The 12,042-nt window shown below is 60.8% G+C and carries 12 protein-coding genes; 1 reads left to right on the top strand and 11 read right to left on the bottom strand.

Annotated elements, in window-relative coordinates; translation table 11 throughout:
• Positions 1–16: 16 nt before the first annotated feature.
• The gene (locus tag TAN611_RS00970) at positions 17–346 is read left to right on the top strand and encodes a hypothetical protein (RefSeq protein WP_105229390.1); all 330 of its coding nucleotides are present in this window, start codon (positions 17–19) and stop codon (positions 344–346) included.
• A 1-nt stretch (position 347) separates the two neighbouring features.
• Here the strand turns inward: TAN611_RS00970 and ugpQ are convergent, their stop codons facing one another.
• The 11 genes from ugpQ to TAN611_RS00915 form a co-directional block, all read right to left on the bottom strand.
• Positions 348–1,085, bottom strand: coding sequence for a glycerophosphodiester phosphodiesterase (gene ugpQ / locus TAN611_RS00965; protein WP_197952296.1), 738 nt, complete (start codon positions 1,083–1,085; stop codon positions 348–350).
• On the bottom strand, positions 1,085–2,158 hold the full coding sequence (locus TAN611_RS00960; protein ID WP_105229388.1) for a sn-glycerol-3-phosphate import ATP-binding protein UgpC: 1,074 nt from the start codon (positions 2,156–2,158) through the stop codon (positions 1,085–1,087). The genes ugpQ and TAN611_RS00960 overlap by 1 nt, the downstream gene beginning before the upstream one ends.
• The gene (gene ugpE, locus TAN611_RS00955) at positions 2,159–3,004 is read right to left on the bottom strand and encodes a sn-glycerol-3-phosphate ABC transporter permease UgpE (protein ID WP_203067107.1); all 846 of its coding nucleotides are present in this window, start codon (positions 3,002–3,004) and stop codon (positions 2,159–2,161) included.
• Positions 3,001–3,888, bottom strand: coding sequence for a sn-glycerol-3-phosphate ABC transporter permease UgpA (gene ugpA, locus TAN611_RS00950; RefSeq protein WP_105229386.1), 888 nt, complete (start codon positions 3,886–3,888; stop codon positions 3,001–3,003). The genes ugpE and ugpA overlap by 4 nt, the downstream gene beginning before the upstream one ends.
• Before the next feature lie 95 nt (positions 3,889–3,983).
• Positions 3,984–5,297, bottom strand: a complete 1,314-nt coding sequence (gene ugpB / locus TAN611_RS00945; RefSeq protein WP_105229385.1) for a sn-glycerol-3-phosphate ABC transporter substrate-binding protein UgpB — start codon at positions 5,295–5,297, stop codon at positions 3,984–3,986.
• 186 nt (positions 5,298–5,483) lie between these two features.
• Complete coding sequence (locus TAN611_RS00940; protein WP_105229384.1) at positions 5,484–6,671, bottom strand: PLP-dependent aminotransferase family protein; 1,188 nt, start codon at positions 6,669–6,671, stop codon at positions 5,484–5,486.
• Between the two features lie 78 nt (positions 6,672–6,749).
• Positions 6,750–7,451: a high-affinity branched-chain amino acid ABC transporter ATP-binding protein LivF gene (livF, locus tag TAN611_RS00935; RefSeq protein WP_105233184.1), complete on the bottom strand. Its 702-nt coding sequence runs from the start codon at positions 7,449–7,451 to the stop codon at positions 6,750–6,752.
• 5 nt (positions 7,452–7,456) lie between these two features.
• Positions 7,457–8,227 (bottom strand): high-affinity branched-chain amino acid ABC transporter ATP-binding protein LivG, encoded by a 771-nt coding sequence (gene livG / locus TAN611_RS00930; RefSeq protein ID WP_105229383.1) that lies wholly within the window; start codon positions 8,225–8,227, stop codon positions 7,457–7,459.
• Positions 8,224–9,507, bottom strand: coding sequence for a high-affinity branched-chain amino acid ABC transporter permease LivM (locus TAN611_RS00925; RefSeq protein ID WP_203067106.1), 1,284 nt, complete (start codon positions 9,505–9,507; stop codon positions 8,224–8,226). The genes livG and TAN611_RS00925 overlap by 4 nt, the downstream gene beginning before the upstream one ends.
• Positions 9,504–10,430 carry a high-affinity branched-chain amino acid ABC transporter permease LivH gene (livH, locus tag TAN611_RS00920; protein ID WP_203067105.1) on the bottom strand — a complete coding sequence of 309 codons (927 nt, stop codon included), beginning with the start codon at positions 10,428–10,430 and terminating at the stop codon, positions 9,504–9,506. Before livH ends, TAN611_RS00925 begins: the two co-directional genes overlap by 4 nt.
• 109 nt (positions 10,431–10,539) lie before the next feature.
• Positions 10,540–11,652 carry a branched-chain amino acid ABC transporter substrate-binding protein gene (locus tag TAN611_RS00915; RefSeq protein WP_111736229.1) on the bottom strand — a complete coding sequence of 371 codons (1,113 nt, stop codon included), beginning with the start codon at positions 11,650–11,652 and terminating at the stop codon, positions 10,540–10,542.
• Positions 11,653–12,042: the final 390 nt, after the last annotated feature.

Raw genomic sequence — 12,042 nt, 5'->3', positions numbered from 1 at the left:
AACACAGGAGGAGTGAATGATGAAAGGCAAATTCTGGAGCATGGTGTTCCTGATGCTGGCGTCTGCCTCAGCGGCGGCGGAAAACGGCGTCACGACGCTGAGCGGGCAGCAGCAGTTTCTCAATCAGCGCGCGCAGCAACAGCAGCAGCAACGTATGCTGAACAATCAGCAATTGGATCAGCGCCGCCTGCAGCAGCAGCGGCAATTTGACAACAATCAGCAGCGCTTGCGGCAAATGACGCCGAACGGCAGCCAAACGCTGCCAAACGGCAATCAGCCCCGCAACCCGTTCGATCGCACCACGCCGGCGGTGCCCGTCGCGCCGCGGCCGGCCGGCGCGCGTTAAGTTAAAAATCTGCGCCGATCAGATCGATACGATCGGTGCAGATGCAATCTACGCCCCAATCCAACAGCTGTCGCGCCCGCTCCGGGCGGTTGACGGTATACGCCAGAATCCGCAGGCCGGCCTGCTTCAGCGCCTGCACCCGCTCGGCGGTCAATGCCTGATGCGCAATATGCAGCGACACGCAGCCCAACTGTTCGGTCAGCGCACGCCAGTCATCCCGCCAGCGTTCCAGCAGCAGGCCGCGCGGCAGCTCCGGCACCGCCGCCTGCGCCGCCGCCAACGCCGCCACAGAGAAAGAAGAGAGCAGCGGATCGGTCTGCCCCTGCCACAGCAGGCGCGCCGCCTGCGCCACCGCCCGGCCGGTTTCCTCGTCCGCGCCGCGGGTGGGTTTAATTTCAATGTTGGCCATCATGCCGTGCTGCCGGCAACGCTGAGCTACCTCGGCCAGCAGCGGCAGCCGCTCTCCCTTAAACGCCGCGCTGTACCAGTTGCCGGCATCCAGCTGCGCCAGCTTGTCCCACGGCAGCTCGCCGGCCACGCCCCAGCCGTTGCTGGTTCTGTCCAGCGTGTCGTCGTGCAGCAGGAAGATCTGTCCGTCCTGCGCCAGCTTGGCGTCGAACTCAATCATTGTATGGCCGTGGCGTGCGCCGACGTCGATCGCCGCCAGAGTATTTTCCGGCGCCAGAGAGCCGCCGCCGCGATGGGCGACGATATGAGGATAAGGCCAGGCTTGGGTCATCATTCCATCCGTAATCCGCTTTGAGTATCAAAAAAGTGCAGCGCCTGCGCTGGCAGCTGTAAATATAACGTGCTGCCCGGCGTCGGCAAGTGCTGATGCGCCAGACGCACGATTATCCCCGCGCCGCCCCACTGCCCGTGAGCCAGATTATCGGCCCCCAACAGCTCCAGCGTCTGCAGGGTCAGCGGAATCGCGCCGCGTGCATCCTGCGCCAGCACGATATGCTCCGGCCGAATCCCCAGCGTCAGCCGGCGGCCGCTCCACGCAGGGCGCGCCTGCGGCAATGGCAGGCTGAAGCCGTCCTCCAGCTGCAGGCTGCCGCCGTCAACGCTGATAACGCCGGGCAACAGATTCATCGCCGGCGAACCGATAAAGCTGGCGACAAACAGCGACGCCGGACGCTGATACACCTGCGTCGGCGTGCCGATCTGCTCCGCCACGCCTTTATTCATCACGATCACCCGCTGCGCCAGCGTCATCGCCTCCACCTGATCGTGGGTTACATACAAACTGGTGGTTTTTAGCCGCCGGTGCAGCTGCTGCAGCTCCAGACGCATCTGAACCCGCAGTTTGGCATCCAGATTGGACAGCGGCTCATCAAACAGAAACACCGCCGGCTCGCGCACGATGGCGCGCCCCATCGCCACCCGCTGGCGCTGCCCGCCGGACAGCTCGCGCGGTTTGCGCTGCAGCAACGGCCCCAGCTCCAGAATACGCGCCGCATCGTTCACCCGCTGCTGAATATGCTGTTTACCGAAGCCGCGGATTTTCAGCCCGTAGGCCATATTGTCGTACACGCTCATGTGCGGATACAGCGCATAGTTCTGGAACACCATGGCGATGCCGCGATCTTTCGGCTCCAGCTCGCTGACCCGCTGATGGTCAATGTAAATATCGCCGCTGGAGATACGCTCCAGCCCGGCCACCATGCGCAGCAGCGTCGACTTGCCGCAGCCCGACGGCCCCACCAGCACAATGAACTCGCCGTCGGCGACGTCCAGATCGAACGGCTGGATGACGGTATTTTTGCCGTCATAAGACTTGGTGACTGCCTGTAGTTTTAAACCTGCCATTTATTTCTCACTGTCTACCAGACCGCGCACAAACCAGCGCTGCATCAGAAGAACCACCGCCACCGGTGGGATTAAGGTCAGAATCATCGCCGCCATCACCTGATTCCACTGCGTTGGCGCGCCGGAGGTGGAGATCATGCTTTTAATCCCCGCCACCGCGGTACCCATATCGGCATCGCTGACGATCAGCAACGGCCACAGATACTGATTCCAGCCGTAGATAAAGGTGATCACGAACAGCGCTGCCAGGTTGGTTTTCGACAGCGGCAGCACGATATCCCAGAAAAAGCGCAGCGGCCCGGCGCCGTCGATGCGCGCCGCCTCCAGCAGTTCATCCGGCAGCGTCATAAAGAACTGGCGGAACAGGAAGGTGGCGGTGGCCGACGCCATCAGCGGCAGCGTCAGGCCGGTATAGCTGTCCAGCAGCTTCAGATCGGCGATCACCTGCACCGTGGGGAAAATACGCACTTCCACCGGCAACATCAGCGTCAGAAAGATCAGCCAGAAAAACAGGCTGCGCAGCGGGAAGCGGAAATAGACGATCGCATAGGCCGACAGCATCGAGACCGAGATTTTGCCAATGGTGATCGCCAGCGCCATCACCAGGCTATTGAGCAGCAGCAGCCCGAACGGTGCTTTAACATTGCCGATCCCATCCCGCCAGATGCGGCTGAGGTTCTCCCACAAATGATCGCCGGGGATCAGGCTCATCGGCACCTGAAACACCTGCCGGTCGTCCAGCGTGGCGGCGACAAACGCCACATACAGCGGAAACAGGATCAGCAGCACGCCGATAATCAGCATCACATGGCAGAAAATATCCAGCCCGCGTCGGTTCTCAATCATTGGTAACGCACCTTACGCTCAACAAAGCGGAACTGGATCACCGTCAGGCCGATCACCAGCAGCATCAGCACCACCGACTGGGCGGCGGAGCTGGACAGATCCAGACCGGCGAAGCCTTCGCGGTAGATTTTGTAGATCAGCGTGGTGGTCGACTGCACCGGCCCGCCGCTGGTGGCGGCGTCAATCACCGGGAAGGTGTCGAAAAAGGCATAAACCAGATTCACCACCAGCAGGAAGAAGCTGACCGGCGAGATCAGCGGCAGCACCAGATGGAAAAAGCGCCGCACCGGGCCGGCGCCGTCGATCGCCGCCGCTTCCACCAGCGAACGGGGAATCGACTGCAGCGCCGCCAGGAAGAACAGGAAGTTATAGCTGATCTGCTTCCACACTGACGCCAGCACCACCAGGAACATCGCCTGGCCGCTGTTCTGCGCGTGGTTCCAGTCGTAGCCCAGCGCGCTGAGCAGATGGGTGATCAGCCCCAGGCCGGGGTTGAACAGAAAAATCCACAGCACCGCCGCTACCGCCGGCGCCACCGCATAGGGCAGGATCATCAGCGTCTGATAGAGACGGCTGCCGCGCACCACGTGATCGACCAGCGCGGCGAAAAACAGCGACAGCGCCAGACCGATGCCGGCCACCAGTCCGCTGAAAATCAGCGTGGTATAGAACGAGTCCAGGTAATACGGGTCCTGGAACAGCTGGCTAAAGTTCTCCAGCCCGACGAACCGGCTGGAGAGGCCGAACGGATCGAGGCTCTGCACCGAGTACCACAGCGCCTCACCGGCAGGCCACAGGAAAAATATCGCGGTAATCAGCAGCTGCGGCAGCACCAACGCATAGGGCAGCCAGCTGCAGCCGAAACCGGTACGAGAAGAAGACATAGGATTAACCCATTTATCAGCAGCAGGAACGGGCCCGGCGTGCGTCAGCGCACACGCCGGACGCGGGCGCAGCGGCGGCGCCCGTCATTTGCTTATTAGCGGGTAGACGCCTCAAACCGGCGCAGCTGCGCATCGCCGCGCTGCACCGCGGCATCTAACGCCTGCTGCGGCGTTTTCTTACCGGTCCACACGCTTTCCAGCTCCTCATCCACCACGCTGCGGATCTGCAGCATATTGCCCAGACGCAGGCCTTTGGTGAACGGCAACGGCGGCTTGTTCAACATCTGACGCGTCGCCACATCGGCGCCCGGGTTTTTGTCATAAAACCCTTGCTGCCTGGTCAGTTCGTAGGCTGCGGTAGTGATCGGCAGATAGCCGGTTTTCTGGTGCCATTCGGCGGCGATCGCCGGCTGCGCCAGATACTGCAGGAATTCGGCCACGCCTTTATAGGTGGCGGCGTCTTTGCCATTCATCACCCACAGACTGGCGCCGCCGATAATGGCGTTTTGCGGCGCATTTTTGCTGTCGGCGTCATACGGCATCATGCCGACGCCATAATTGAATTTGGCGTAGTGTTTGATATCCGCCAGCGAACCGGAGGAAGCGGTGGTAATGGCACAGTCGCCGCCGTAGAACTTCTCGGTGGATTCATCTTTACGGCCGAAGTAGGTGAAATCCCCCTTCTTGTTCATCGCTTCCAGCAGTTGGATATGTTTGACCTGCAGCGGCTGGTTGAACAGCAGTTTGGCGCTGGCGCCGCCAAAACCGTTGTTCTCACTGGCGAACGGCACGCCGTGCCAGGCGCTGAAGTTTTCCAGTTGGATCCAGCCCTGCCAGCCGCTGGCGTAGCCGCACTTCATGCCGGCCGCACGCAGCTTGCTGCTGTATTCCGCCAGCTGCTGCCAGGTTTTCGGCGGCTGTTCCGGATCCAACCCCGCCTGTTTAAACGCATCCTTGTTGTAGTACAGCACCGGGGTGGAGCTGTTGAACGGCTGCGACAGCAGATGACCGCTCTGACTGTCGGTGTAGTAACCGGCTACCGTCGGCACGAACGCCGACTCATCAACGCTGATACCCGCCTCTTTAAACACCTGATACACCGGCTTAATCGCCTTGCTCGCCATCATGGTGGCGGTGCCCACCTCATACACCTGCAGGATCGCCGGCGCCTTGCCGGAACGGTAGGCGGCAATGCCCGCCGCCAGGCTCTGTTCGTAGTTGCCTTTGTAAACCGGCACGATCTTGACGTCGCTGTGCGTCTGGTTAAAACGCTCGGCCAACGAATCCACTTCTTTACCAAGCTGCCCTTCCATCGAGTGCCAGAACGGAATTTCGGTCGCCGCCTGCGCCTGCGCGCCGGCCGCCAGCGTCAGCGCCACGCACAGCGCCGCTTTTTTCATGGTGATCATGCCTTGCTCCTGAAAACTGGTGTAAAAGCGCCTGAGCGCAAAGGAATTGATTATTGTTCGGCAGCAAACATGTCATGCGCAGATGACAAAATAATAATGATTGGGTGACGGCGGGATGACAGCAGGGTTAAGTGCAGATGGCGTTTTAATGTCGGCGGCGCGCCTTATGCGCACCGCCAGGCAGGGTTACAGCGAACGGCGCAGACGCGCCACCGCTTCCTGCATCTCCTGTTCGCTGGCGGTGGCGAACGACAGACGGAACGTAGAACGATCCGGACGGTTAGCGAAGAAATATTCCCCCGGCACAAACACCACACCGTTGGCCAGCGTCGCGTTCAGCCATTCGGTGGCGTTGAACGGCTGACGGAAACGCGCCCACAGGAACATGCCGCCTTTCGGCATATCGAAGTCGATAACCTCACCCAGTTCGCTGCGCACCAGTTCGGCCAGGAGCTCGCCTTTTTGCTGGTAAGCACGACGGATGGTGTCGATCTGCGCCGGCAGGCGGCCGAGGCCCAGATAACATTCGACGATGCTCTGCGACAGCGCACTGGCGTGCAGATCCGCCGCCTGCTTGATAATCGCCACCTTCTGCAGCAGCAGCGGCGGCAGGATCGCCCAGCCCAGACGCAGGCCCGGCGCCAGGATTTTCGAGAAGGTTGAGGTGTAAATCACGTTATCGGTATGCCCCAGCAACCGTTGCGCCACCTGATACAGCGTGGCGTTGCGCTCTTCGGTAAAGCGCAGTTCGCCGTAGGGGTCATCTTCAATAATCAGGAAGTTATGCTCCGCCGCCAGCCGGACCAGCTGTTCACGGCGCGCGGCGCTCAGCGTCAGGCCGCTCGGGTTGCCGAAAGTCGGCACCACGTATACCCCTTTGATGCGCTGCGTTTTCAGCAGCTCGGCCAGTTCGTCCACCACCATGCCGTCGCTGTCGGAGGAGACCGACATCACCGTGGCTTCCGCCAGCTCCAGCGTCTGCAGCGCCGCCAGATAGGTCGGGCTTTCCACCACAAACACGTCACCCGGGTTCACCACGGTGCGCATCACCAGATCCAGCGCCTGCTGCGAGCCGGCGGTGACCATCACATCTTCCGGCCGCGCCTGCACCCCACGTTCGGCACACAGCGTGCAGATTCGTTCGCGCAGCAGCGGGCTGCCCTCCGTCAGGCCATACTGGAACGCGCTTTTCGGCTGTTCATCGATCGCCTGCCGGGTGGCGATGCTCAACCCCTCGAAGTCGAACAGCGCATCGGAAGGAATGCCGCCCGCCAGTGAGATGACGCCCGGCATTTTGCTTTGTTTGAGTAATTCACGAATGGCAGAGCTTTTAACATTGATAATACGTTGGGCGAGAAGTCCTTCAGCGTTCATGATTTATCTTTTTATCTCGTAATCGGTAAGAAAAGGGGCGCGCGACAGGCACCCCGACGCCCCGGGCAATCACCGGGGTCAGCCCCCCAGATAGGCGGAGCGAACTGCTTCGTTTGCTAACAATGCAGCTCCCGTATCTTCCAACACCACGCGGCCGTTTTCCAGTACATAACCGCGATCCGCCAGCTTTAGCGCCTGATTGGCGTTCTGCTCCACCAGGAAGATGGTCATCCCCTCCGCGCGCAGCTGTTCTATGGTGTCGAAAATCTGCTGGATAACGATCGGCGCCAGACCGAGCGACGGTTCATCCAACAGCAGCAGTTTCGGCTGGCTCATCAGCGCCCGGCCGATAGCCAGCATCTGCTGCTCACCGCCGGACATGGTGCCGGCGCGCTGCCCGCGGCGCTCCCGCAGGCGCGGGAACAGCTGGAACACCCGCTCCAGCCGCTGCTGATACTGCGGACGTGCGGCGAAGAAGCCGCCCATTGCCAGATTCTCTTCCACCGTCATGCGTGCAAACACCCGCCGTCCTTCCGGCACGATCGCCACCGCTTCGCGCATAATCCGCGAGGTCGGCCAGCGGGTGATGTCCTGATCCAGCAGCGTGACCGTTCCCTCGCTGGCGCGCGGTTCACCGCACAGCGTGCCCAGTAAGGTGGTTTTGCCGGCGCCGTTGGCGCCGATCAGCGTGACAATCTCCCCCTGGCGGATGGTCAGGCTGACCTGATGCAGCGCCTGAATTTTTCCGTAATGGGCGGAAACCTGATTAAACGACAGCATCATGATTACGCTTCCCCCAGGTATGCCCGGATCACATCCGGGTTATGGCGAATTTGCTCCGGTGTCCCCTGCGCCAACGGCGCGCCCTGATTCACCACATAGATCCGGTCGGAAATCCCCATCACCAGCTTCATATCATGCTCAATCAGCAGCACCGAGACCTGATGCTGATTGCGCAGTTCGACAATCAGCCGATCCAGCTCGGCGGTCTCCTTCGGGTTCAGCCCCGCCGCCGGTTCATCCAGCATCAGCAGTTCAGGGCGCGTCACCATGCAGCGGGCGATCTCCAGCCGCCGCTGCTGGCCGTAGGCCAGATTGCCCGCCGAACGGTTGGCCATCTCCAGCAGACCAACGCGCTCCAGCCACACCGCCGCCCGCTCACGCGCGTCGGCTTCGGCGCGGCGAAAGGCCGGCGTTTTCAGCAGCCCGGCGAACACCCCGCTGCGTAAATGCTGGTGCTGCGCCACCAGCAGGTTTTCCACCACCGTCATTTCTCGGAACAGGCGCACGTGCTGAAAGGTGCGCACCACGCCCAGCCGGGCGATCGCCTGGCCGGACAGCCCCGCCAACTGACGCTCACGCAGGCGAACCGTGCCGCTGGTCGGGCGGTAGAAGCCGGTCAGGCAGTTAAAGATGGTGGTTTTGCCCGCGCCGTTCGGGCCAATCAGCGAGACAATCTCTCCCTGATTGAGCGTCAGGCCGACGTTATTCACCGCCAGCAGTCCGCCAAAACGCATCGACAGTCCTTCGACCGTCAGCAAAGGTTGCGCGCTCATGGCTGCTCCTCCTTCGCCGCCTGAATATCCGCCGCTTTCAGCTTCATCTGCGGACGCTTCATCGGCAGCAGCCCCTGCGGCCGCCAGATCATCATCAGCACCATCAGCGCCCCCAGCAGCAGCATGCTGTACTCATTTAAATCACGCATCATCTCCCGCGACACCACCAGCAGAACCGCCGCCAGGATCACCGCAAACTGCGAGCCCATACCGCCCAGCACCACGATCGCCAGCACAAACGCCGATTCGACGAAGGTAAAGGACTCCGGGCTGACAAACCCCTGACGCGCGGCGAACAACGTGCCGGCAAAACCGGCGAAGGCGGCGCTGATGGTAAATGCCGTCAGCTTGATTTTGGTCGGGCTTAACCCCAGCGAGCGGCAGGCGATCTCATCCTCACGCAGCGCCTCCCAGGCGCGCCCCAGCGGCATGCGCAGCAGACGGTTAATCACAAACAGCGTCAGCACCACCAGCAGCAGCGCCACCAGATAGAGGAAAATAATGCGGTCGCTGGGGTCATATTTCAGATCAAAGAAGTTATGGAAGGTATCCCAGCCGCCGTCGCGTGCGCTGCGGCTGAACTCCAGCCCGAACAGGGTCGGCTTCGGGATCTGGCTGATGCCGTTCGGCCCGCCGGTGATCTCGGTGTTGTTCAGCAGCAGAATGCGCACGATCTCCCCGAAGCCGAGCGTGACGATCGCCAGATAGTCGCCGCGCAGCCGCAGAACCGGGAACCCCAGCAGAAAACCGAACGCCGCGGTCACCATCCCCGCCAGCGGCAGGCTCTCCCAGAAACCAAAGCCGTAATAGTGGTTGAGCAGCGCATAGGTGTAGGCGCCGATGGCATAAAAGCCGCCGTAGCCCAGTACCAGCAGGCCGGACAGCCCCACCACCACGTTCAGCCCCAGCCCCAGCATGACGTAGATCAGCGTCAGGGTGGCGATATCCACCGTCCCGCGCGACACCAGAAACGGCCAGGCGACGGCAGCGACGATCAGCAGCGCGGCCAGTAGCTTTTGTCGCGGCGTGCTGCCGTCAAAGCTCGGCAATACCCAGGCCGGGCCGCTCACTTTACTCAGCCCCTGCTGCAACAGCGGGCGCAGCAGCTGAAAAACAAACACCACCGCGCAGCCGATGCCAATCCACATCCAGCGCACTTCTGCCGTGCCGCGCACCACCAGTTTGGTGCCGTCCAGGCCCAGCTGCATCCCCATCAGAAAGGCCGCCATCACAAACAGCACCGCCGCGGCGAGCAGGGCATTAAGCAGATTGAGTTTCATACCTTCTCAACCTCCGGACGGCCCAGAATCCCGGTCGGCATCACCAACAGCACCACGATCAGCAGGGCGAATGACACCACGTCTTTATATTCGGCGCTCAGGTAGGCCGAGGTCAGCGCTTCAGCCACCCCCAGCACCAGACCGCCGATCATCGCCCCCGGAATGCTGCCGATGCCGCCCAACACGGCGGCGGTAAAGGCCTTCATCCCGGCTATAAAGCCGATATACGGATTAATCACGCCATAGAACTGCCCCAGCAACACGCCGGCCACCGCCGCCATCACCGCACCGATCACGAAGGTCAGCGAGATCACCCGATCGGTGTTGATGCCCAGCAGGCTGGCCATTTTTAAATCTTCCGCACAGGCGCGACAGGCACGCCCCATGCGTGAATAGCGGATAAACAGCGTCAGCGCCAGCATCGCCAGGAAGGTGACCACCCAGATGGTGAGCTGCATGGTGCTGACGGTAGCGGCGAAGCCGTTGCTTTCCCCCAGCACCCAGCGGCCGGTCACCAGGCTCGGCAGCGCCAGATCGCGCGATCCCTGCGTCAGGCTGACGTAGTTTTGCAGGAAGATCGACATGCCGATGGCGGAGATCAGCGCGATCAGCCGTTTGGAGTAACGCACCGGCTTATAGGCCACCCGCTCGATGCTCCAACCGTACGCGCTGGCGATCACGATCGACACCAAAAACGCCGCGCCGATCAGCAGCCAGCCGGCGTCGATGCCGAACATCATCAGCGCGGCGATGACGATAAACGAGACATAGCTGCCGATCATATACACTTCGCCGTGGGCGAAGTTAATCATGCCGATAATGCCGTACACCATGGTGTAACCGATGGCGATCAGGGCATAGGTGCTGCCCAGCGTCACCCCGTTGAACATTTGCTGCAGGAAATAGAGAAACTGCTCAGACATACGCGGACCCTCGGCTGCGCGTTGAGTGCAGGGCGCGGCATGCCGCGCCCACGCCCGCCGGGATGCGCCTTTCCCCGGCAAGACTGCAACGTGAAAGACGAAAGGTCGGTTACTTCACCGGCGTCGAGGTGCCGTCGGCGTGCCATTCGAAAACGCCGAACTCGAAGCCTTTCAGGTCGCCCTTCTCATCCCAGCTCAGCGGCCCCATCACGGTATCCACCGGCTTGGCCTTCAGATCCTTGACGATATCCTCCGGCTCCTGGCTGCCGCTGCGCTCCATGCCGGTCGTCAGCGCCTGCAGCGCCGCATAGGTGGTCCAGACGAAAGGACCGGTAGGATCCTGCTTCTTGGCCTTCAGCGCATCGACAACCGCTTTGTTGGCCGGCACCTGATCGTAACGCTTCGGCAGCGTTACCAGCATGCCTTCCGACGCCGCGCCGGCAATATTCGACAGCGAGGAGTTGCCCACCCCTTCCGGCCCCATAAAACGGGTCTTCAGCCCGGCCTGTTTGGCCTGGCGCAGAATCTGCCCCATTTCCGGGTAATAGCCGCCGAAGTAGACAAAGTCCACGTTCTCTTTTTTCAAGCGGGCGACCAGCGTGGAGAAGTCCTTATCGCCGGCGGTGATCCCTTCAAACATGACCGGTTTCACCCCTGCTTTCTGCAGGCTGTCACGCACCGCGCGCGCCAGGCCTTCGCCGTACTGCTGCTTATCGTGCACCACGGCGATGCGCTGCGGCTTCAGGGTTTCCATAATGTATTTGGCGGCGGTCGGCCCTTGGTCGGAATCCAGCCCGGTGGTGCGCATGATCATCTGGTAACCACGGGTCGTCAGATCGGCATTGGTGGCCGCCGGGGTAATCATAATCACCCCTTCGTCTTCATAGATATCCGACGCCGGCTGGGTGGATGACGAACACAGGTGGCCGATTACATAGCGAATACCGTCGTTGATCACTTTGTTGGCCACCGCCACCGCCTGCTTCGGATCGCAGGCATCGTCATATTCGACCGCCACCAGTTTGTCACCCTTGATGCCGCCCTTGGCGTTGATATCGGCGATCGCCTGACGCGCGCCGGTAAATTCCATATCGCCGTATTGCGCCACCGGGCCGGACATCGCCCCGACGACGGCCACTTTAATCTCTTCCGCCAGCGCGCCGTGGCTCATCGCCATGGCGATGCAGCCGGCCAACCATGCCTTACCCTTGGTTACTTTCATCCGCATCATCCCCGTCTGTTGTTGTGTGTGAAGCTATCCGTTGTGTTTGCCATGCCGACGCATCAGCGCTTTATTCATAAGTAATAATGACTTAGGCATTTAAACGGCAGTATTTTCTTATAAGACCTTATTTTTCATGCCATTAAACAGGAGTTTTCTTCTGCAAATCAACTTGACCATCCAGAAACAAGCGATGTAAACAGGATAAAGTATGGATGAAATCTGAGCTATTTCCTCCTTTATGCAGCGCGTTACACTGGTTAACAATCTGTTTACTAATTTTTTACTCGGAAAATTACCGCACGGAAAAACATTCTGCGAATCCGTCGTACAGAAAAAGTTACACATCGTGACCAGCAAGATCTATTACACTGACGCCATCGCTAATTT

This window comes from Serratia sp. Tan611, assembly GCF_905188235.1.
Lineage (GTDB): Bacteria > Pseudomonadota > Gammaproteobacteria > Enterobacterales > Enterobacteriaceae > Serratia_B > Serratia_B rhizosphaerae.
The sequence above is the reverse complement of the archived record's forward strand: the minus strand, read 5'-3'. Positions and strand labels throughout refer to the sequence as shown.